This window comes from Micromonospora sp. WMMD1274 (assembly GCF_049179035.1).
GTDB classification, from domain to species: Bacteria; Actinomycetota; Actinomycetes; order Mycobacteriales; family Micromonosporaceae; genus Micromonospora; species Micromonospora tulbaghiae.
In genome coordinates this window covers 170698-194078 of record NZ_JBMHMG010000001.1, presented here as the reverse complement: position 1 = coordinate 194078, position 23381 = coordinate 170698, and the positions used below count along the sequence as shown (strand labels likewise).

Below are 23381 nucleotides of genomic sequence, written 5' to 3'. Positions count from 1 at the left end.
CAATGGCGGTCTCAACGGGGTTGACGGCAGCGCTCAAGAAGGTCGTCCTCGATCTGGAGGACGACCTTCGCGACCGTGTCGCCTCGCAGCCCGACGTCCTGGCGACGTGGAAGCAGGAGCACAAGGCCGCGGAAAGCCGCGAGCGGACGGCCATGTCGTGGCAGGAATGGCGCGACGACCGGGTGACGCAGGCCGCGGTCGCGTGGGTGCTGACCACGGTCTTCGTACGATTCTGCGAGGACAACCGCCTGCTCAAGCCGGTTTGGATCGCCGGCCCCGCCGACCGCCGGCAGGAGGCGCTGGACGCGGAACTCGCCTACTTCCGCGCCCACCCAGAAGACACCGACCGGGAGTGGGTGCTCCAAGCGGTCGAATACCTGCGAAGCACGAAGGCGACCCGGGATCTGGTCGAGTCGCACTCGCCGCTGTGGACGGTCTCTCCATCGGGCCAGGCCGCCAGGCGGCTCATCGCCTTCTGGCGCGAACGCACCGCCGACGGCGACCTCGTCTGGGACCTTGCCGACCCCGACCTCTCGACCCGCTTCCTCGGCGATCTCTACCAAGACCTATCAGACTACGCCAAGAGCACCTACGCCCTCCTTCAGACGCCGGAATTCGTCGAGGAGTTCATCCTCGATCAAACGATGGAACCCGCACTCGCCGACCGGCCGCTCGAAGGTTTCAAAATTATCGATCCTACCTGTGGATCAGGCCACTTCCTCCTCGGCGCCTTCACCCGGCTCAACGATCGTTGGGCGGCCCATGCTCCCGGTCTGGAAGTGCAGGCGCGTGTCCAGAATGCCCTCGATGCAATTCACGGCGTGGATCTCAACCCCTCCGCCGTCGCGATTGCACGCTTCCGCCTGGTAGTTGTGGCGCTCCAAGCCGTTGGGCTGACGTCTTTGGAAAACGCGCCCGCATTCCAATTCCATCTCGCGGTCGGTGATTCGTTGCTTCACGGGCGGCTGCAGCTGGCATTGGACTTGCCCGGCATCGAAGACTACGACTCCGGGTTGAGCGGGTTCGCCTACACCACAGAGAATCTCGCCGCCCTACGTTCAATTCTAGACCTTGGAAAGTATGACGTTGTGGTGGGTAATCCACCGTACATTACCGTCAAGGACCAGAAGCTCAATGCAGCCTATCGGGAGATATATCCGACGTGCAGTAGAAACTATGCGTTGACGGTTCCTTTCATGGAGCGCTTTTTCCAACTAGCGAATCCAGGGATGGCTGCACGTCCGGCGGGCTGGATTGGTCAAATCACTTCGAATTCTTTCATGAAGAGAGAGTTCGGGCAGCGCCTTGTGGAACAGTTCTTATCTCGAAAAAACCTACGAGCTGTGATTGACAGCGAGGGCGCGTGGATTCCCGGGCACAACACGGATGGAACGCCGACGGTAATAATCATAGCTCGTCCCGGAAGGCCGTCCACTACATCGCTGCGGGTGGTCCAGAGTAAAGGCAGGCGCGAGAACAAGTCTTACAGCAATGGGAGTGGCCCATACTGGACAGCCATTGCAGCGAACATTGAAAACCCCGGATATTCGGATGAATACGTTGCAGTTGTAGATCTGCCTCGGTCGACCTTCGCTCGACATCCATGGAACCTATCCGGCGGCGATAAGGCGGGTCTCCTCGGCAAGTTGAATGACGTACGCAACCGCCCTCTTAGTGATTTCATCGCCGACGTGGGACGGACAACTAAGGTGGGTGGCGATGATGCGTGGTACTTTGGTCGCGTCCGCGATGCCAATCGATACACTCCAAGGGTCGACGCGCGACGTGTTCTGCTCGGTGAAGCGGTGCGAGATTTCTCTGCACGGGCCACTACAGTCGCACTCTGGCCATATGTCGATAGTTACGCCACGAAGTTTGTATCGCCCGACTCGCCTATCGTTGCGCGGCTTTGGCCTTACCGGACAACGCTTCGAAGGCGCCTAATATTTGGCGAAACGCTCGAAGAAAAGGGTCGACCGTGGTTCGACCACCTGGAGACTTACCCTTCTCGGATGCGTGGCCTGTCAATAGCCTTCGCCTTTGTTGCTACGCACAACCACTTCGCGCTCGATCGCGGTAATCAGCTCGCAGCGAATACTGCACCGATTGTTAAGTTGCCGGATGGGGCGACGGAGGATGACTATCTTGCAATCCTCGGCGTGCTAAGCTCGTCGACGGCCTGCTTTTGGCTGAAAGAGAATAGTCAGCCGAAAGGTGGTGCCGCAGATGTATCGTTCCTGCGGACCTATGAGTTCACTGGTACAACTCTGAAGGACTATCCGATGCCAGCGGACAGGCCAGTGGACCTTGCACGTTCGCTTGACGATGCTGCTCGCCTCAGCGGCATATTATATGACCTGCTGGATAATATCGATAAGGTTCCATCGGCAGAATCTTTGGAAAAGGCGAGGTCCGACTTTGAGGCTGCTAAGGCTCGAAGCGTCGCCGCTCAAGAAGAGCTCGACTGGCTTGTCTACCATTCCTACGGAATAACCGAATCGAGACTTACGTGCGAGGATGGAAGGTCGCCGGAACTGCGCCTTGGTGAGCGTGCATTTGAAATTGCGCTTGCTAGGCGGTTGGTGGCGGACGGTGAATCGACGCAGTGGTTTGAGCGTCATGGATCGGCTCCTGTCACGGAAATCCCTAAGTGCTGGCCGCAGGCGTATCGGGATATGGTGCAGCGACGGCTTGATCTGATTGAGTCGAACCGGTTCATAAATCTTCTTGAACGTCCCGAGTACAAGCGCCGGTGGGCCACCGAACCGTGGGAGAAGCAGGTTGAGAAGGCGTTGCGCGCATGGCTGCTCGACCGCCTAGAAGCCCCCTTGTACTGGTTCGACGCGCAGGGGCGGCCAACCGCGCGGTCGGTCGCTCAACTGGCCGACGTGGTGTCCCGCGACCCCGACCTAGTCTCTGTCCTGCAACTGTGGGACGGCCGGAAGGACCGGTCGGTCACCCAACAGCTTTCCACGCTGCTGGACAGCGAGAGCGTGCCCTTCCTGGCCGCCTACCGGCTCAAGGACGCTGGACTTCGCAAGCGTGAAGCCTGGGAGCACACCTGGGATCTGCAGCGCCGCGAGGACGAGGGCGAGAAGGTCGGTGAGATCCCGGTGCCGCCGAAGTACACGTCCGCAGACTTCCGGAAGCAGTCGTGGTGGCAGCACCGGGGCAAGCTTGACGTACCCAAGGAGCGGTTCATCGTCTACCCGGACGCCGGCCGCGAGACCGACTCCACCCAGTTGCTCGGCTGGGCCGGCTGGGACCACGCTCAGCAGGCGCTCGCCCTGAACGCGGTCATCGCCGAGCGGGAGGCCGAAGGCTGGGCTGACGATAAGCTTGTCCCCCTGGTCGCCGGCCTCGCAGAGCTCCAGCCCTGGGTACGGCAGTGGCACGACAAGACTGACCCCACCTACCAGCTCAACCTGGCCGACTACCTGGAGGAGCAACTGCGCGGCCGCGCTCACCAGGTGGGCATGACGGTCGAGCAGCTCGGTGCCTGGAGGCCGCCGGCCGCCAGCCGAGGACGCCGACCGAGGTCGTGACAGCCATGACGATGCAGCTTGAGGAGAAGGCGTGAGTACCCCGCTCCGCGACGTCATCACCATTCCCGAGCGTGCCGGCGCGGAGGACTACGTCCTGCGTCTGACCGACTCGGTCGGGCACAACGCGGTCCAGCGCACGCTCGACGAATACGTCGTCACCGATGCGCTGGTCGAGGCATTCGACTCGGCGATGGGCCTGGTGGCCGAGGGAATCACCTCCGGCACGAGCCGCGGCTCGTTCCTCACCGGCTCGTTCGGTTCGGGTAAGTCGCACTTCATGGCCGTGCTGCATGCCCTCCTTCAACACGAGCCGGCCGCTCGCTCCAAGGCTGAGCTTCAGCCCGTGGTGGCGCGCCACGATCCCGTCCTGGCCGACCGGAAGATCCTGCCGCTCGCCTTCCACATGCTCGGGGCGCGGACGATGGAGGAGGCCCTCTTCCAGGGCTATATCCGCCAGATCGGCGAGCGTCGCCCCGGTGCGCCGCTGCCCGCCGTACACAAGTCTGATGCTCTTCTCGAAGACGCTGAGCGTTACCGGGCCCAGCTCGGCGACCAGCAGTTCTTCGCTGGCCTCAACGGCGAAGCAGGGGGCGAGGGCGGCGGCGCGGCCGATCCCTGGGCTGCTGTGCTGGGCGCGGGGGAGTGGGATGCTGTTCGCTACGCCGAGGCGCGTGCGGCCTCGGCCGCGAGCCCTAGCCGGCAGAAGCTGGTGTCGGCCTTGGTCGAAACGTACTTCCGCTCCTACACGCAGCAGGCGGAGTACGTCGACCTGGACACCGGCCTGGCGGCGATCTCGACGCACGCCAAGAGCCTTAACTACGACGCCGTGGTCCTGTTCCTCGACGAGCTGGTCCTGTGGCTGGCGTTCTCGGTGCAGGACCGGGAGTTCTTCCGCCGCGAATCGCAGAAGCTCACCAAGCTGGTCGAGTCGTCCATCGGTGGTCGGCCCATCCCGCTCATCTCCTTTGTGGCCCGGCAGATGGACCTGCGGCGCTGGTTCGCCGACTCGGGCGCCAGCGGTGCGGAGCAGGACGCGCTCGACCGCGCCTTCCGCCACCAGGAAGGCCGCTTCGGTGTCATTCCGCTCGGCGACGACAACCTGCCGTACGTGGCCAATCGCCGACTCCTGCAGCCCAAGGACGCCGCGGCTGCCGCCGTGCTCGAGGGCGCGTTCGGTGCGATCGACCGACGGCCCGCGGTATGGGACGTGCTGCTCGACGGCGTGAACACCGACGAACGGCATCGGGGCTCCGACGAAAAGGCGTTCCGTCTCACCTACCCGTTCTCGCCGGCCCTGGTCTCCACCCTGCGCAGCCTCGCCAGTGTCATGCAGCGCGAGCGGACTGCGCTCAAGGTCATGCAGCAGATGCTCGTCGACCGGCGCGAGACCCTGACCATCGACCAGATCATCCCGGTCGGCGACTCCTTCGACCTCGTGGTCCAGGGTCAGACCGGGCAGGCATTGGACGCCGAGGCGGCTGCTCTCTTCCGGTCGGCCAACAAGCTCTACACGGACAAGGTACGGCCGCTGCTGCTCGGGATCCACGGCATCGACGAGCGGACCCTGCGCGAGGAGCCCGAGAAGGTTCCACCCGGATTCCGCACCGACGATCGGCTGGCCAAGACCCTCCTGTTGTCGGCCGTCGCCCCGAAGGTCCCGGCGCTGATGGCGCTGACCGCGGCCCGGCTCGCGTCGCTCAACCACGGTTCCATCGTGTCGCCGCTGCCGGGTGGTGAGGCGGCGGTCGTGCTGTCCAAGGTGCGCACCTGGGCCCGGGACATCCCGGAGATTCATCTCGACGGCGACGACCGCAACCCGACGATCAGGGTGCAGCTGTCCGACGTCGACTACGAGTCGATCGTGGAGCGGGCCAAGGCCGAGGACAACGAGGGTCGGCGCCGTGAGCTGCTGAAGGACCTGGTCAGCCAAAGCCTGGGCGTCACGCTGGCGTCTCAGGATCTGCAGGGCGCATATCCGTACGACTTCGTCTGGCGTGGCTCGAAGCGCAAGCTTGACGTGCTCTTCGGCAACGTCCGCGACCGTAGCTGGCTGTCTGACGACCACTTCCGTGCCGCTCCGGACACCTGGCGCATCGTCATCGACCACCCGTTCGACGACCCTGGCCACTCCACCGTCGAGGACCTGCAACGGCTGGACGAAATGGTGGCCCGAGGCGTGCAGGAGCGCACCGTGGTTTGGCTGCCGCGGTTCCTGTCGGATGACAAGATTCGCGAGTTGCGACGCCTGGTCATCCTCAATTGGCTACTCGACGGCAGCACCGAGCGCTGGCAGGGCCATGCCGACCACCTCAACGAGGCCGACCGTGCCCTGGCCCGGTCCATTCTCGAGTCCCAGCGCAACACGCTACGGCGCAGCCTCGAAGACGCAGTGCAGCAGGCGTACGGCGCCGCGTCGCCACGCCCGGGCGTCCTCCTCGAGGACGCGTCGCACGAGCGGACCCTGTTCTCCTTCGAGCGGCGCTTCGCCCCGGCCAATCCGGTCGGCGCCACGCTCGGTCAGGCCTTCCACAATCTGCTCGATCAGGCGTTCAAGGCCCTCTACCCGGCGCATCCCGCGTTCGAGCCGGGTGATGTGGAGATCAAGGTCCGCGACCTCAAGGCCGTCGCCCGGTATGTCGCGCGGACCGCGGCGGACAGCGAGAAACGCGTCGAGCTGGAGGCCGATGCCGCCGTGGTGCGCCGCATCGCGGAGCCGCTCGGCGTCGGCAAGGCCACGGAGATGCACTACCTGCTCGGTGACGATCGGTTCACCCCATGGGGCCAGGAGATCGAACGAGCACTCGGCCGGCGCGCGCAGGAACAGGGCAAGCCGGCCGACGGGCCGGTGACCGTCGCGGAGCTACGGCGCTGGATCCGGGACGTCTCGCCCGCCCACGGGCTGAGGGACGAGGTCGCCGACCTGGTCATCATCGCGTGGGCGGCGCTGCGGCAGCGGGCCTGGTTCCAGCAGGAAACGGCTCTGCCGGTCGTACCGGAGCCGGGCTCGCTCACCCCGGTGATGGAGCTGCGCACCCAGGAGCTGCCGTCCGCCGACGATTGGGAGACGGCGCGAACCGTGGCGGGCGCGATGCTGGGCGTTGTGGCTGGGGCATATCTCACCGCGCCAGCTGTGGCCGATTTCGTCGGGCAGGTCGCTGTCAAGGCGGCGGAACTGTCGAAGACGGCGCTCGGGTTGGTGGCAGCGATCGAGGCGGCGTACCGGCGCCTGGAGATTGCGGACGGTAACCGGTTGAGGACCGCTCGAGCTGGGTCTGCGCTGGTGCAGCAACTGCGTCACCTCGACGGCGTCAAGGTCGTTCAGGTGCTGGCGAAGGCGAACCTCGGTGACGCCACGCCGGTCGCGGCAGGCAAGTCGCTGGCTTCGGCGGACACGGTCGGGAAAGCGCTCAACGGGTTTCCCTGGCACCGGCTCGACCCGCTGCGTGAGGCGATGAAGGGGGAGGACAGCCGCGCCGCGGACGCCGCCGCTGTCGTCAACGGCCTTCGGGCAGCGCTGGAACAGGACGAGCTGCCGGTGCCGATCGAACGTGCGCTCGCAGCTTGCGAGGACGGGATCTTCAGCTGGCTGGCGAAAGCTGCGCCCTCGGCGAATCCTGAGCCCAAGCCGAAGCCACCCGTTGTGTCCGGTCCCAAGGCCGGGAGTTCCAGCCGCGCGGGCGGAGCGGGCAACAGCGAAATCATGAACCAGGTGCGAGCGTTCCTGGACGCCAACCCCGACGTCACTGTCGAGGTGACGTGGCGAGTGCTGCCGTGACCGTCGCCGTGGCCACGACGCGGGTGAGCGCATCGATGGTGCTCGCCATCATCGACGAAGCCCTGGCCAAGAACTACCGTACCGGCGTCATCGGCATCCGCGGCGTCCCCGATCGGGCCACCGCCGTCGACCTGCAACACCAGGGCCAGACCGTACGAGTCCGGGCGGCCGAGTCCGCGCTGGCGGCCCGGGAGATGCTCGGCGAGCACCGCGACGGCGACTGGCTCGTGATCGTTACCGACCGCGATGACGACGATCTCGGTGCCGGTATCCTGGCCCATTTCGTCTGGCAGCGGCTGCGCAGCCCGGATCCGTGGGAGGCAGTCCGGGCCCGGTTCGCGGCCGCCGGGATCGACCCCGCGCTGACCAGCCGCCCGGACAACCGAGAGCTGGCCACGGCGTTGGTGGCCGCCACCCCGGCCGCAGGCTGGCCGGCCGCGCCGGCCGGCGTTCTCACCCGTACCCATGCGCTTGGTGCTGTTGCCGCCACCCACCTCAACTTCGACACGGACACCGCCGACGTCCTCGGCGTCCTCCGCTGGTCGATCGCCGCGCGCAGTGTCGCCGCCCTCGGCGCTCTGCGCCGTAGCGTCGGGGACCTACTGGCCGACACCACACTCGACTGGATCGCCCAGCGTGCGGGCTCGGCGGCAGGCCCGATACGGGCGCTGCTGTCCCGCGGGGAACTCGCCGACGTGGTACCGCTCGGCCTCGTTCTGCGCCTACTGACCAATGACCGGTACGACCCGCCAACGACGCATCAGGCTCAACTGGCTCTGGTCCGGCTCGAACCGCGCTGGGGCGACTACAGCCCTACGCCGGCCGCATTGGCCGCCCTCGGGCAAGCGGCGGACGCGCTGCTGTCCGACCTGATTCACGACCGGCGCGCCGACGACGACGTCGCTCGCTGCCTGGACCGGGCCGACGCGATCCTCACCCAGATCCAGGCCGAGCCGCTGGCCCGCCACTCCGAACTTCTCGCCGGCGGATTGCGGGCGCGCTTCGTCGCGCTCGCCGACGGACTGCGCCGGGCCGTCACGACGCCCGGCCGCGCCGGCGACACGGACACCGTCGAGAAAGCCTGGGCAGCGTTGCGGGCCCACCGGCTCGCCGCGACCACGCCGTTCCGCGGACCCTTCGAGGCCGCGGTGCGGCTGGTCCGATGGCTCGCCGAAGTCGAATCCGCGCCCGATACCCCCGCGGACACTCCCGCGTTGGGCCTCCTCGCCCGCCGATATCTGGACAGCGCGGCATGGGCCGACGCGGCGATCAACGACGCGTTCGGCGGGGTGGACGATCCGAGCCTGTCTGGTGCGCTGCACGCCGTCGTCACGGCCGCGCAGCAGCGACGTCGCGCACAGGAACGCCAATTTGCCCGGGCGCTCGCCTCGGCGCCGGCCCCTGCCGGCCGGGGCGTGCCAGCCGGCGCAGGAACCGTCTGGTATGTGGAGGAGCTGCTGCCGGGCTGCGTCATTCCGCTCGCCCGTAAGGCACCCGTACTACTGCTGGTCCTCGACGGCATGAGCGCCGCCGTCGCCACCGAGATCCTGTCCGACGCGACCGGCCGGCTCGGCTGGCTCGAGGCCGCCCTGCCTGGTGCCGGTCCGCTGCAAAGGACCGCAGCGCTCGCGGTGTTGCCGTCGGTAACCGAGGTGAGCCGCGCATCCCTTCTCTCCGGCCGCCTCACCCGCGGGCAGCAATCCGAAGAGCACCACGGCTACGCCGAGGTGACCGCCAAAGGCGGGAAGATCGTCGCGCGGCTCTTCCACAAGAAGGCGGTGGACACCACGGCAGCGGGCTGGTCGGTCAGCCCGGATGTCGGCGGCGCCATCGACGACATCGAGCTGCCGCTGGTGACCGTCATCCTCAACACGATCGACGACGCGCTCGACCGCAGTGACCCCGCGGGCACGGTCTGGACCGCCGATGCCGTCAAACACCTCGAACCGCTGCTCGCTCGGGCGGCAGCCGCAGGGCGAACCGTCGTCGTGACCGCCGATCACGGCCACATCGTCGAACGCCGTCAAGGCACCCAGCGATCGCACCCCCAGATTTCCAGTGCTCGTTCTCGCCCGGCCACCGCTCCCGTCCAGGACGACGAGATCGAGGTCAGCGGTCCTCGCGTGCTGACAGCCGACCACCGAGCCGTCCTCGCCGTCGACGAGACCCTCCGGTACGGACCGCTGAAGGCCGGCTACCACGGGGGAGCGAGCGCGGCAGAGGTCGTCGTCCCGGTCGCCGTCCTCGTACCGGATGAGTCCCGCAACCAGGCCGGTCTGGAGTTGCTGCCGCCGCAGGAGCCCACGTGGTGGTGGCTTACCTCCGCGGCCGTTCCGCCAACACCCACCGTCCCACCGGCTCCGAAGGCCGCGACCGCCAAGAACCAAGGGGGGCGCCAGACCGGCCCGACCCTGTTCGACCACGCCCCATTCGAGCAGAACCTGTTCGACCAGGCCCCGGAGGTCACCAAGCAACCGACGACGACGCTCGGCCGTTCCGTCGTGACCAGCCCTGTCTACAAGGCACAGCGGAAGATCTCCGGCCGCCTCATCGTCACCGACGACCAGATCGCCGGAATCATCGACGCGCTGGCCGGCGCGACAGCCAACCGGCTGGCGCCCACCCCCGCCGCCCAAGCCCTCGGGGTCGCCCAGACGAGACTGCGGGGTGCGCTGACGCAGGTCCAGCAACTACTCAACGTCGAGGGGTACGCCGTCCTGGCCGCCGAACCGGCCACCGGCACGGTCATGCTCGACGTCAAACTCCTGACCGAGCAGTTCGAGGTGCCCTCGTGACGCTGGACGTCTCCCAGCGGCGCCGGCGCGAGGTGATCGGCGCGCTTCGCCGCGGAACCGTCCCGGAGAGCGGTCTCGACCTGCTCGCGGTCGGTCTCGACCGGTTTTCCGCCGCCCTCGACGGTGAGCTCGACACGGTCAGCTCCGGTGGCGCCGTGTTCAAGGCGGTACGGGGCGAGTATGGCGCCGGCAAGACCTTCTTCACGCGACACCTGGCCGAGCGGGCTATTCGCCACGGCTTCGCCGCAGCCGAGGTGCAAATCTCCGAGACCCAGACGCCGTTGCACCGGTTGGAGACCGTGTATCGGCGCATCACCGAGTCCATGCGGACGGCGTCGATACCACCCAGTGCGTTCCGTGCCGTTCTGGATTCGTGGCTGTTCACGCTGGAGGCCGATGCGCTCCAAGCTGATCCCGCCGCGGAGGCTGACGTGGGCGCGGCCGTGGATCGGCTCCTCGAACAGCGCCTCGCTCAGGTCAGCAAGCACTCCCCGCTCTTCGCACTGGCGTTGCGCGGCTACCGGGCGGCGTCGAGCGCGGACGACACCGTCATCGCCGATGGCCTGGCCGCGTGGATGGCCGGACAGCCGCAGGTCGCGGTGGCGGCGAAACGAGCCGCCGGGATTCGCGGCGAGCTCGACCATTTCGGCGCCATGGCCTTCCTCCAGGGGCTGCTCACCGTCCTACGGGACGCCGGCCATCCGGGACTGGTCCTCGTCCTCGACGAGGTTGAGACGCTGCAACGGGTCCGTGGTGACGTCCGGGACAAGGCACTCAACGCGCTGCGGCAGCTGATCGACGAGGTGCACTCCGGTCGCTTCCCCGGGCTGTATCTCGTCATCACCGGCACGCCGGCCTTCTACGACGGGCAGCAGGGTGTGCAGCGCCTCGCCCCGCTCGCACAACGGCTCGCCGTCGACTTCGGCACGGATGCGAGATTCGACAACCCCAGGGCCGTGCAGATCCGCCTGCCCGGCTTCACCATCGACTCCCTGGTCGAGCTGGGCGCCCGCGTCCGGGACCTCTACGCCGACGGATCAACCGCTCCCGACCGGATACGAACTCTGGTCGACGACACGTACCTTGACCAACTGGCCCGCGCCGTTGCCGGCGGCCTGGGCGGAAAAGTCGGCATCGTGCCGCGCCTGTATCTGAAGAAGCTGGTGGGCGATGTCCTCGACCGGGTCGACCAGTTCCCGGACTTCGACCCTAGGCAGCACTACGCGCCGACCATGTCGGCAGCGGAGATGACCGACGTGGAACGCAACGCCGCAAGCGCCGACGACATTGCACTAGACGTGTGACCGCCGCCGACCCGCTACATCCCGTGCTGCTGCACCACATCGTCAACTCCCTGCAATGGCCGGGTCTGCGACCCCTACAGGAAGCTGCTGTGGAGCCGCTTCTGGCTGGCGAGGACACGCTCCTCCTCGCCCCGACCGCTGGGGGCAAAACCGAAGCGGCAGCGTTTCCGCTGTTGTCCCGGATGGCAGCCGAGGGCTGGTCCGGAACCTCAGTGCTGTACCTCTGCCCGCTCAAAGCCCTGCTCAACAATCTGCTGCCGCGCTGGGAACGCTACGCCGACTGGCTGGGACGGCGAGCCGCGCTCTGGCATGGCGACGTCACCGCGTCACGACGGCGGGCCATCCTGGCTGCCCGCCCAGACGTGCTCCTGACCACGCCGGAATCCCTGGAATCGATGCTGGTCAGCCGTAACGTCGACCATCGGGCGTTCTTCGCCGGCCTGCGTACCGTGGTCGTCGACGAGGTGCACGCATTTGCCGGCGACGACCGTGGCTGGCATCTGCTCGCCGTCCTGGAACGTCTGACCCACCTGATCGGCCGTCCCGTTCAGCGGGTCGGGCTCTCGGCAACCGTGGGCAATCCGGATCGCCTGCTGACCTGGCTGCAGGGCTCCGGCGCGGGTGCTCGGGCCGGACGCGTCATCGCTCCTGACCTGCCGGTCGCCGCGACAGCGACCGCGGTGACACCTCCGCCGGGCGAAATCGAACTCGACTTCGTCGGATCCCTGCAAAATGCTGCCACTGTGCTCGCCGGGCTGCACTCCGGTGAGAAACGGCTGGTCTTCTGCGAATCCCGCCAGGCCGTAGAACAACTCGGCAGTCTCCTGCGGGATCGCGGCATCACCACCTTCCTGTCACACGCCTCGCTGTCCGCTGACGAAAGAAGACGCTCGGAAGAGGCGTTCGCCGAGGCGCGTGACTGCGTCATCGTTTCGACCAGCACACTCGAACTGGGAATCGACGTCGGTGACCTCGACCGCGTCATTCAGATCGACGCCCCCTCGACCGTGGCCTCATTCCTGCAACGACTCGGCCGCACAGGTCGGCGGCCTGGCAGCATCCGCAACTGCCTCTTCCTCACCCGCAGCGGCGACGCCCTACTGGAGGCAGCGGCCCTGCTGGTGCTCTGGGGCCGCGGATGGGTCGAGCCAGTCGTCGCCCCGCCAGAGCCACGGCACATCGTCGCCCAGCAGATGCTCGCGCTCTGCCTGCAAGAACACCGAGTGGGAGATCAGAACTGGCCGCAGTGGTGGAACGGTCTCGACCCCTTCGGCCGCGGCGCCACCCCGATCATTCGCCATCTGATCGATCAGGGCTACCTCGACAGCGACAGCGACATGCTCTACATCGGTCCCGAAGCTGAACGGCGCTTCGGGCACCGACACTTCATGGGCATGACAGCAGTATTCGTCGGAGCACCCGAGTTCACCGTCCTGGTGGGCCGCGATGAGCTGGGCCGCGTCGACCCCGCGCTGCTCACGGAGGAGGTGCAGGGCGACCGTCGACTGCTACTCAACGGGCGAAGTTGGCGGGTCACCTACATCGACTGGCGGCGCCGGCGCTGTTTCGTCGAACCCGCCGAGAGTGGCGGAAAGGCTCGCTGGATGACCGGGGGGTGGGCAGGTCTTGGATTCGAGCTGAGCCGCGCCATGCGGGAGGTACTTCTTGGTGCTGATCCCCCTGTGAAGCTCACTCAGCGAGCAGCGAAGCGGCTCGCTGACGAACGGGATGAACGATCCTCGCTGGTACATCCGGGAGGCAGCGTCATCCTCCGCGATCGGAATGGTGGTGACCTACGGTGGTGGACCTGGGCCGGTTTCCGCGCGAACGCCACCTTGGCCGCCACGTTGACCGAGGTGGTCGACCCGGTCCAACGCTTCGATGACTGCCAGGTCCGCCTACGGGCGAATCTCACTCGGGAAGAATGGCGGACACTCATCGCCGACACAGATCAGCGTCTGTGCTTGCCCGAGGTCAACAAGAAAGCTCTTGACGGACTCAAGTTCAGCGAAGCGCTGCCGGAGCGGCTCGCGCTGGCGACGTTGGCGTCCCGCCTCGCTGACCTCGGCGGCGCAACCGCTGTCCTGCAGGAGCCGACGCGGTTCGTTCAGACATAGCCGGGCAGCGGGTCGATTTGGCTGTGTGACATGTTCGAGTTCGGCTACGAGGTTCGCGAATGTGGCCGCTCCAGTCTCGGGCTCGATGGGGACCTCCGACGCGACGCTCTGGCCCTCCAGCGTGCTGACCCTGGCACACCTCACCCTCACCGACCGGGCCCGCCGGCTGAGGAACAGCGACGGGGGCCTGCATTGTTATTCCGTCACCGTGGCGCCCGGTTGGGTGGGCCGCACTGATCGTGTCGCCGTTGCTGGCCACCCAAGCCGACCTCTTGTTCCCAGGGCTGGCCGGCGATGTGGGCGTGCAGCGGGAGCCCAACCGTGATCTTGGCTGCCGCTTCGTCTCGGCGGGCTGCCGGGTCATTCGCGGCGGTCCTGGGCGCCTCGGGGGTAGGGCTGGCAACAGTCAGGGCGGTATCGGTAGACGCGTGGGTCACGGCCGCGCCGGTGGCCGTACGCGGGTTTGATCTCGTGCAGGCAGGCCTGCCACACGGCGTTCTCCCCACGCCGGCACCACCTGGCCCGCATTGGGGCCGCCGCTCAGCAGCACCTCCACGCACTGACAGTGCGAAACGTAGTCAGCGGTCCGGCTGCACCGCGAGCGGCAGGAGCGGGAAGCTTTGTGCCGGGGTGGTCGCTGCTCTGTCGGTGCCTCCGGGCAGACTGATGCCGTGCCAGTCATCACCGCCGTTCTCGGGGACATCACGACGCAGGACGTTGACGCCATCGTCAACGCGGCGAACAAGGCTATGCGCGGAGGCGGCGGTGTGGATGGCGCGATCCATCACAGCGGAGGCCCGGCGATCCTGCGTGACTGCATCGCCCGGTTTCCTAACGGCCTCGCCACCGGCGACGCCGGATGGACAACAGCAGGCGACCTGCCCGCCCGGTGGGTCATCCACACCGTCGGCCCCAACTACCACGCCGGGCAGCGCGACCGCTCCCTGCTGGAGTCGTGTTACCGGCGCGCGCTGAAGGTCGCCGACGAACTGGGCGCGCGCAGCGTCGCGTTCCCGCTGATCAGCACCGGCGTCCGCGGCTGGCCACACGCCGATGCCATTGAGGCGGCGATCGAGACCATCGCGGCCGCCGAGACGGGCGTCGACGAGGTACGGCTCGTCGCATTCGACGAAGCCATGCACAAGCGAACCCGCGCAGCCGTCTGGGTTCGGTGTCCGCCGCCCGTCGACACAGACAGCGTCGGCTCCTTGTTTGAGCGCGAGCCGATCCAGTACTCGCTGCGCGGCGATTTCTACCTGTGGCGAGAACTTCGCGCGCGGTTCGCCGACACGCCGCTGCCAGACGACTGGTTCGACTTACGGACGCTCATCATGGACACCATCGAGCAGGTTGTCGGCGAACATCTCACCAGCCGCGAATCGGCACCGTGGCACGACCACGCCGGAGCGATATACGTCCCCGAGTTCGACCCGGGCCACGGCATGTCTGCCGGCGCCGTCCACGTTCCATGGTGGGTGCACACGGGAGTGCCGATCCTGCTCGACCGCTACGCCGCGCGACGCGAACCCGACACATTCCCGGCTGACTGACTCAATCCACCTGCACCAGGCACGGCCCGGGCATTGTGGTAGGCCAGCGGACGGCGTGGACGGCGCTTGGTCCACACCACACAGACTGCGCTCAGCGCACGGCAGTGGACGCGGCCGCGTGCAGGATGACTTCCCACGCGACAGCTGGCATCCTGGAGTCCCGATGGCTGCTTCGAAAGGGGCGCGGTGGTCAGGGGCCGTACAATCAACGATTGGTACCTCGGTCGTGGCTCGTCCTCGGCGGATGACAGGACTGACGACGAAGCTCCCGGTCACGGGCCTGACACGTGGCTGGACCGGGCTCTGGCCACACCTGATCGCTCTTCCGCACCCCTGGCTATGAAATCCAAGCCCCCTGCCCGGCGACGAGGCAAGGCGGAGGCGACCGCGGCTTCGGCAGGCATCCGTCGCGCACCAAAGCCGTCGGTTCGTGAACTCGAGAGTGAGATTGCCGTCATCCTGGGCTTGAAGGCGCAGGAATCCGTGCAAAAAATTCTTCACCGCAAGGGCGACGGTTGGGCTCGCCTGACATCGAAAGAAATTTCTCTTGCCGTACGTCGGGTACAATCCCGAATCAAGCGCATCCCGCAGCCCCGCAAGGAGATAGTGGTCGCTGCGACACCCAGACCTGTTGAGGTTCGCCCTCCTCTCGAGGAAATTCGCCGGGCGGTTTTTATAATTCATGCGCGCCGGCCGTTGTGGGCCACCTGGGAGATCTCGCGTCACCTCCGCAACATGGGATGGTCGAATGTATCGACCGACCTGGTGAGGAGCATTCTTCCGCCGCCTGGTATCTCGATACCTGGTACCGAGAGCCTGGCTGTCAAACGGCGCCGCGCTAAGACCAAGAAAGGGCGAATCGGTCCGAAAACCCGCAAAGCGCTACAGCAAGCGGCTTCGCCCCGTAAGGCGAAATCCGATGGAGCTCCGCCATCCCTGACAAAACAAGCGCCACCCGAGGTTGCCACACGAGGGACGGCGTTCTGCCCTTCGTGCGGCGTCCGGATCTCGGTACTGGGGTCGTGCCGCTGCTCGTGAACATCGTTCTCCCTGCGGCGAAGATCCCAGTGGCCTTGCGCTGCAGTGGTGGACCCGACCGGATCCCGACCCTGACCGCCGCCGGGCCTGGGGCCTACCGAATCCGCGTCCCCGTCCGCGGACGAGACGCGGCCACCGACGCAGCCGTTTCCGACCCGGTCGAGCAGTACCCGATCATCGCTTGGCCGGCACCGCTGCACCTGATCAGGTGAAGCATTGGAACTCTCCCCCCGGCAGACGGGCTTTGATCTCAGCTGCACGCTGGACAAGATCGCCACGCATCCCGTAGACAACTTCTCGGTGTGTGGTCGCCGGCAAGTTGAGGGTGCATTCGAGCGGTGGCCCGTCAGGCAGCGAAAGTGATGATGAGTTGACTCTAGAGGTGCGGTCATTCGAGGAGGCCGTTCGGTCGGCCGTCGAGCAGGGACGCGCGGAACTGATGCACCTGGACGACATCACGGACGACCTGGTCGCCGCCTTCACTCAAGGCCAGGGCCCGGGCTCGATCGCTCGGCTGGAAGAGTTCGTCCAGGGGTTTCCGGCGGAGCTGCGGCGTCACCTTGACCGTGAGCGGGAGTCGCTCGGCACATTCAACATCGCGTTCTTCGGGCGGACCGGCACCGGGAAGAGCACCCTGCTGTCGGTGTTCGGCCGGCTCGACGGGGCGTACGTCTCGCCCGGTGACAACGATTTCACCACCGAGGTGCGCCATGTCGGGTGGCGGGACTGCCGGCTGTTCGACACACCCGGGATCAACGGCTGGGGCGCCTCCGAGAGTCGTGATGTACTCGAAGCCCGGGCCCGTGCGGCGGTTGAGATCGCCGACATCGTGCTCCTGTGCTTCGACAGCCAGTCCCAGCAGGCGATGGAGTTCGAGAAGATCGCCGCCTGGGTCCTCGACCGGGGAAAGCCGGTGGTGGCCGTCCTCAACTCCCGCAACCGGCGCTGGCATCACCCGGCGGTGGTCCGGGAGTCCGGCCGCCGGCATCTGTCCGAGACGGTTCGCCAGCACGCCGACAACATCCGGACCCAGCTCGCCCAGATCGGGTTGTTCGACGTCCCGGTCGTCGCGATCCAGAGCCAGCGGGCCCTGTACGCGCGCGCCGCGACCCCGTTCCGCAGTCCGTTCCCGGAGGACTTCCACAACGAACGGGAGCGTTTCGGTACGGACTACCTCGACCGCTGGTCAAACTTTCCCGAGCTGGAGCGCCTTATCACCGCCTCGATCGCGGAGGGCGGCGCCGATCTGCGGCTGACCGCGCTGCGCGAGGACATCCGGTCACGGTGCCGCCGCGGGATCGGCGAGCTCGAAGACCTGGCGGCCGAACTCGAGCGGGAGGCGGAGTCCCTGGAGCGGCGGGTCGAGTCGCTGTTCGCCGTGCTGGGCTATCCGGAGGACGCCGAACGTGCCCAGTGGCTGCACGACGCGGCGCTCAGCGGAGACCTGGTCGATCTGTCCGAGCAGGCGCGGGGCGGCCCGTACACCTCGCCGCCCAAGGGGTCGCTGGACCGTTTCGTCCGGCATCTCGCCGCGTCGCACCTGGCGGGCTGCCATCGGCAGGCGAAGGTCAACGTAGACGACGCGATCCAGCGGGCCTTCGCCGAACGCAAGGCGTTCGGCGAGCCCGAGTTTCGGGCGGCCACGTATGACGAAGGAGCCATGACCACCGCGGCGCAGGCCGTGTGGGCGGATCGGCAGGTGTTCCTGCAGCGTGAGCTGGAGATCGCGGTGGACGACGAGCCCGCTGCGAGCGGGCCGGCCGCGGTGCACGCCGCGACGATCGCCGGTGACAAGGGCGGCAGCTTGGCGGGTGACGCCGCCCAGGGCACGAGCATCGCGGTGGGTCTCGGCGCCCTTGCGCTGCCGCTCATCTGGAACCCCGCAGGCTGGGTGCTCGCCACCACGTTCGCCGGCATCGGCATCGTCACGCAGGTCGGGAAGTACTTCGGTAAGAAGGCGAGCGAGGAGGGCGCGGAGCAGACCCGGAAGGCAAAGGCCGACGCCATCGCCGAAGGCCATCGGGCGGTGGACCGGACGTTCGTCGCCTACGAGGACGCACTCGTCCAGGACAGCCGCAGAGCCGCGTGGACGTCGCTGGGGCCCACGGTCGGTGAGTCGCTGAGCGCCGCGATCGAGCGTCGGATGGCGCGCGCCCGAATCACGCGGCTACTCGACAGCCTGCGGACCTACGCCGACGCGGTTCGGCCCACGCCGGCGGTGACCGACGTCCTGCGGCGGGCACAGCGCCGGATGGGGGAAACCCCGGCCGAGGTGAACCGGGCGTTGCTGGGCGAGGACTGGCTGGAGTCCGGCGTCGACCACCAGCCGGTGCGGATCAGCGAGGCGGTGCGCGAGGCGTACGCGAGTCGCCAGGAGGCGGACCGCACGCGGCTTGCACACGCCGTGACCGCGGCGTGGCGGTCACCGACGCCGGCGCAGATCTACTCCTGGCGCCACGACCTTGAGGACGCGGCCGGGCGTGACCCGGCGCTGGCCGACGTCGTCCGAGCCTTCTGGCGCGTCCGCGGGGCGCGGCCGTCCTTCGCCGTGCTGGGTGACTACAACTCGGGTAAGTCGTCGCTGGTCCACCGGATCATGGTGGACGGTGGCCTGCGGCCGGACACCGCGTTCGACACCCGGGCGCTGCCGGCAACCACGGCCGCGAGCCGCTACCGGTTCCCGGGGTTCGATCTCGTGGACACGCCCGGCCTGCAGAGCGGACACGACGAGCACGACGCCACCGCGCTCGAGGCCATCACCGAGGGCGCTCTCGTGCTCGTCGTCGTCCACGTCAACCTGCTGGTCGGCAACACCTCGATGCTGGAGGAGCTCCTGCGCGGCACGGAGATGACCGCCGCCAAGGGCGGGCGGATGGTGTTTCTCATCAACCGGTGCGACGAGCTGGGCGTCGATCCGCTGACCGCACCCGATGACTTCCTCCGTCTGCAGAACCGCAAACGCGGGGAGCTACGCGCGGCCCTCGCCGCGCGTGGCGCCGACGTGGAGCTCGACCGGATCCACTGCCTGTCCGGGGATCCGTTCGGCCTGGTCGGTGGGGCGGCAACGGCCCAGCCCGCAGACTTCGACGAGCATCGGCTGTGGGACGGGGTGGCCGCACTGACGAGCGCCCTGTCCGGCCTCTCCGACGAGCGGCTGGCCGACGCGACGTGCTCGGCCGCCCTCGACGCGGCGGTCACTGCCCTTAAGCGTCACCGGCACACCCTGCACCAGGTGCTGGCCGAAGGCGAGAAGGCACTGAGCCACCTGGATCCGCTGATCGCCAGCCTCCGGGACGCGGTGCGCGACGCCATGATTGTCGAGAGCTCACTGCGCGAGGACGCCCGGCGCATGGTGGACCGCCACGCGGTGCCGGCGAAATCCGCGGTCGCGGACCTCGACCGCAAGGACGCCCAGAAGATGACGAGCCTCGTCGAGTCCTGGTGGAAGACACCGCAGGTCGAGGCTGATCTTGAACGCTACCGCGACGACGCGGCACGCCGGTTGGCCGAGTGGCATGGCGATCACCTCCCGACGATCAGTCGCGAGATTCGCGCTGCCGAACTCCAGGTGGCGCCCGAGCCCGCGGCAGAGTTCCAGGCCCAGGGAACCGCCTGGTACGAGGAAATCGTCGCGGGCGCCGGCAGTGTCGCAGGAGCCGTTGCGCCGCTCGCGAAAGCCCTCGGAAACCGGGACGCGTTCTACACGGTCCTGAAGCAGTTCAACTACAAGTTCAAACCGTGGGGCGCGGTCAAGGGCGGCGCCAACGTCGCCCGGGTCGGGCTCGTCCTCGGGGCCATCGCCTCCGCCGTGGACATCGCGGAGATGGCCACCGACGCCCAGAAGGCCGGCCAGCACCGGGAGCGGCAGGAGTTGGCGTGGCAGAAGATCGACGAGACGGCCGCGCTGATCGTCGATCTGATCATGCGCGATGAGCAGTGGGGAGGTCACGTCGCCTACCTCGAGCAGCGGACGGGGGACCTCGAAGCGCTGCTCGACGAACACCTCGCCCGGGAATCGTCGATCGTCGAGCAGATGGAATCGGCAAAGGTACGTGTCGAGGTGGCCGATGCCCTGATCGTGGCCGCGGAAGAAATGGAAGGAACGGATTACAGTGGTTGACATTGACGCGGTGCGCGACTGGCTGGGGCGGCTTCCCGGTGGATCGCCCGGGCGGTACGCCGACGACTGGGACGCCTTCCAGGAGCGGGACCAACCGGTGGTGACCCTCTTCGGCTCCTACGACACCGGCAAGAGCTCCCTGCTGCGCCGCTTGCTCGTCGACTCGGGCCGCGACGTTCCCGGCTGGCTGACGATCAGCGCACGTCACGAGACCTTCGAGGTCAACGAGGTCGAGTTGGGTACGTGCATCGTCCGCGACACCCCCGGATTCGACGTCGGCGCGTCGGGCGTCCGCGAACAGAACAGCTCCCGCGCGATGGCCGCGGTCGGGCTCACCGACGTCGGCATCGCGGTGCTGACCCCGCAGCTGGTGACCGCCGAACGTGACGTGCTCCGGAGGCTGTTCACGCGGGGCTGGCCGGCCGGGACGATGTGGTTCGTCATCTCCCGGTTCGACGAGGCCTTCGGGAACCCGGAGTACGACCCGGCGGGGTACCGGGAACTCGGTGACCGCAAGGTCCGCGAGTTGCGGGACCTGTTCGGCCTGGACGATCGGGTGCCGGTCTTCGTCGTCTCGCAGGACCCGTTCCAGACCGCCGGGCCGGTGACCGATCTCGGCCGCGACACCTGGGACGAGTTCCGGGACTGGGACGGCATGCAGGACCTCACGAACGCTTTCGGGGCGGTGTCCCCGTCGGCCCTGCCGGAGTGGCGGCATGCGGCCGGGCAACGGTACTGGTCAGCGGTGCTGGACGAGACCTTGTCCGTACTGCGCGGGCAACTGGCGGACTACGCGGAACAGGCCAGGGTGGCGGCCCACGGCGTCGATCGCCGCGGCCAATGGGAGAGGCGGCTCGGCAACCTCGACCGGGCCGCTCAGGCCGGCCTCGAAGGTCTCATCGACGAGGTGCTGCGGCGGTCGTGGGAGTCCGGCTCCGCCGCCGACGACCTGCAGCGCACGGTCGGCGAGTGGTTCGCCAAGAATGAGGGCCACCTAGATCGGTTGCGGCAGTCGATCCGCAAGGGCAAGGAGCGAGACCGCGCCCTCCCCACCTGGGCCGGCTTCGCTTCGCTGGTCGGGACACTCAAGTCCGGGGAGAACGCCGCCACCGCCCCGGACGGGCCCGGTCAGATCTCGGAACACACCAAGAACATCGGGGGCATGCTGCTCGGCGTGCTGAAGACCATGACCAAGGACGTCGGACAGACCGCCGGCAAGCAGACCAAGACGTTAAAGATGGCCGAGAAGGTGAAGCCGTACCTCGGCACCGTCGAAGCCGCGCTCCCACTCACCGTCTACCTGACGAAGTTCGTCGACCAACACCTCGCGAATCGCACGCGCCTGAACCAGGACAAGGCCGCGGCCGAGATGCGTCAACAGGTCATCGCCGAATGCATGCGGCTCGCCCGCGACACCTGGCAGCCGTTCGTCGACGACGTACGCGACGAGATCGTCGCCCAGACGAAAGACCAGGTCGACCTCGACGCGAGCCTGCGCCAACTCGTGAGGCAACTGCAAGAAGCCATCGTGGAAGGCGAGGGTCTCTCTCGAGCGGCTGCAAGGCCGCTGCGCGAGACAGGGGCGTAAGCAAGCGGGCTGCTGATCGTCTGTCTCGTCCCGTCATGGCTATTCTCCTCCCCGGGTCGCCCTTGGTTTGCCACGGCACCACCGGAGGTACTTCACCAGCGACCAGCGTCGGCTCGCCCAACGGATCATCGTCGCAGGGGCGTCGAGGGAGGGTTTGTAGTCACACACGAGTCACCGTGCTGCATCAGCCCGCCGAAGGTTCGTTCCAGGACCCACCGGTGGGATGAACGTGGAAGCCCTTCCCGGCGTGGCGGCGTACCCACTCGACGTCGATGCAGAGCCGGGCGCCGTTCGTCCGCACGACGGTGTTGTAGCCGTGGTCGAGCGACGCCGTGACCACGGGCGGATGGTCCGCCGAAAGGGTGTCGAGCAGGCGCCGGCCAGCGATGGAGTCCTGCACCTGCACCTATGCGGCGGTGGCAATCAGCGCAGCAGCAAGCCGAGGGTGTCGGTAGCAACGTGCCGCTTGCGCCCCTTAATCTTCTTCGCCGCCTCGATGCCCTGGCTGGACTCGCCGGCGGAAGTCATGCGGCAAGGGCTCCCAGGCGATCCCCCGCTCGAGCCGCATACAGGATCGCGCCGACGCCGCCCGCCATGCCGTCAGCCGGCTCGATCAACGCCCACAGCTCATCCGACAAGTCCGACCGATATCCACGCCTATTCACGGCCACGTCACGATCAGAGAACCAAACTCACGGTCGGCACCACCGCACCTGAACCCAATCGCTATGCGGATTAGATGTCCTCTTGAGGCGTTCACTGCGACACCCACAAGGGACGGTAGGTTACGGGTCATGAAGGCATGCTCACTTTCTGCCGTCGCCACGGCAGCGGTCCTCCTTGCCGGTTGCGGCAACAGCGCCGATACACCAGCACCCCGGGGTCCAGTTTCGCAGACCAGTTCGGCCGCGCCTGCCACGAGAACCCCGACCGCTGCGGACAGGTCGCCATCCCCGACTGAGGACCAGGGCCCGGCCCGGCTCAAGATCGGCCAGACATTCACCGGCGCTGGTTGGAAAGTAACCGTCTACTCGGCCAAATTTGACGGACAGGCCGACTCTGAGCCCGACAAGGGCAAAGTGTGGGTGCCGACCGATGTGAAGATCTGCAACGCCACCACGGGGGAGAGCCTGCCAACCCCGAGTTGGAGCTCCTGGCAGCTCAAGACCACCGACGACTACCAACTACAGCCCGCCGACATCACTCCCGAACCGCGGCAGCCTGCCCTGCCTTACTCCGCCACAGTCCTGCCGAAAGACTGCGTTCGCGGCTGGCTCACCTTCGAGCTGGATAAGGGAAGCAGGATCAAGGAGATCCGCCTCATCGAGGACCAACTGTTCGGTCCAGGGCCGGCCATAGCGATCTGGGGCTAAGAGGCGGATGTCTCTGCAGCGAGTATGGCGCTCAACGACCTTTTGTCCCATGAGGGCAAGAGCGCTGCGCCCATGGTCTCATGCACCTATGGAGCGTTGCGCCCCGATGATCGTGTCATCTGCCCGAAGATCAGTGATTTGGAGCGCCGGAGGACGAGGCCACAGGCGGCTTGCCG

The 23381-nt window shown here is 67.2% G+C and carries 10 protein-coding genes and 1 pseudogene; 9 read left to right on the top strand and 2 right to left on the bottom strand.

The annotated features are described in order from the left end of the window. Window positions 1-2 precede the first annotated feature (2 nt). The 5 genes from pglX to ACN27D_RS00600 are packed head-to-tail and all read left to right on the top strand — an operon-like array spanning window position 3 to window position 13536. Window positions 3-3545 carry a BREX-2 system adenine-specific DNA-methyltransferase PglX gene (pglX, locus tag ACN27D_RS00620; RefSeq protein WP_421498240.1) on the top strand — a complete coding sequence of 1181 codons (3543 nt, stop codon included), beginning with the start codon at window positions 3-5 and terminating at the stop codon, window positions 3543-3545. A 31-nt stretch (window positions 3546-3576) separates the two neighbouring features. Then, window positions 3577-7320 (top strand): hypothetical protein, encoded by a 3744-nt coding sequence (locus tag ACN27D_RS00615; RefSeq protein ID WP_421498239.1) that lies wholly within the window; start codon window positions 3577-3579, stop codon window positions 7318-7320. Further along, a complete protein-coding gene (gene pglZ, locus ACN27D_RS00610; RefSeq protein ID WP_421498238.1) occupies window positions 7317-10115 on the top strand; it encodes a BREX-2 system phosphatase PglZ in 2799 nt (932 codons plus the stop codon). Before ACN27D_RS00615 ends, pglZ begins: the two co-directional genes overlap by 4 nt. Next, on the top strand, window positions 10112-11419 hold the full coding sequence (brxD, locus tag ACN27D_RS00605; RefSeq protein WP_421498237.1) for a BREX system ATP-binding protein BrxD: 1308 nt from the start codon (window positions 10112-10114) through the stop codon (window positions 11417-11419). Before pglZ ends, brxD begins: the two co-directional genes overlap by 4 nt. Continuing rightward, window positions 11416-13536 (top strand): DEAD/DEAH box helicase, encoded by a 2121-nt coding sequence (locus ACN27D_RS00600; protein ID WP_421498236.1) that lies wholly within the window; start codon window positions 11416-11418, stop codon window positions 13534-13536. The genes brxD and ACN27D_RS00600 overlap by 4 nt, the downstream gene beginning before the upstream one ends. Window positions 13537-13896: 360 nt before the next feature. Here ACN27D_RS00600 and ACN27D_RS00595 read toward each other — a convergent pair. Continuing rightward, a pseudogene (locus tag ACN27D_RS00595) lies at window positions 13897-14092 on the bottom strand (hypothetical protein). Between the two features lie 115 nt (window positions 14093-14207). Between ACN27D_RS00595 and ACN27D_RS00590 the strand changes: the two are divergent. From ACN27D_RS00590 to ACN27D_RS00580, 3 genes are all read left to right on the top strand, one after another. Further along, window positions 14208-15086: an O-acetyl-ADP-ribose deacetylase gene (locus tag ACN27D_RS00590; RefSeq protein ID WP_421498235.1), complete on the top strand. Its 879-nt coding sequence runs from the start codon at window positions 14208-14210 to the stop codon at window positions 15084-15086. Between the two features lie 1420 nt (window positions 15087-16506). Further along, on the top strand, window positions 16507-20244 hold the full coding sequence (locus tag ACN27D_RS00585) for a GTPase (RefSeq protein ID WP_421498234.1): 3738 nt from the start codon (window positions 16507-16509) through the stop codon (window positions 20242-20244). Then, the gene (locus ACN27D_RS00580) at window positions 20237-21832 is read left to right on the top strand and encodes a GTPase domain-containing protein (RefSeq protein WP_421498233.1); all 1596 of its coding nucleotides are present in this window, start codon (window positions 20237-20239) and stop codon (window positions 21830-21832) included. Before ACN27D_RS00585 ends, ACN27D_RS00580 begins: the two co-directional genes overlap by 8 nt. Before the next feature lie 184 nt (window positions 21833-22016). Here ACN27D_RS00580 and ACN27D_RS00575 read toward each other — a convergent pair whose 3' ends face one another. Continuing rightward, window positions 22017-22172, bottom strand: coding sequence for a hypothetical protein (locus ACN27D_RS00575; RefSeq protein WP_421498232.1), 156 nt, complete (start codon window positions 22170-22172; stop codon window positions 22017-22019). A gap of 454 nt (window positions 22173-22626) precedes the next feature. On the opposite strand from ACN27D_RS00575, the gene ACN27D_RS00570 reads away from it, so the two are divergent. After that, window positions 22627-23205 carry a hypothetical protein gene (locus tag ACN27D_RS00570; RefSeq protein ID WP_421498231.1) on the top strand — a complete coding sequence of 193 codons (579 nt, stop codon included), beginning with the start codon at window positions 22627-22629 and terminating at the stop codon, window positions 23203-23205. Window positions 23206-23381 lie beyond the last annotated feature (176 nt).

Coding starts and splice junctions, on each gene's coding strand:
- pglX (WP_421498240.1), top strand. CDS start 3: ATGGCGGTCTCAACGGGGTTGACGGCAGCGCTCAAGAAGGTCGTCCTC.
- ACN27D_RS00570 (WP_421498231.1), top strand. CDS start 22,627: ATGAAGGCATGCTCACTTTCTGCCGTCGCCACGGCAGCGGTCCTCCTT.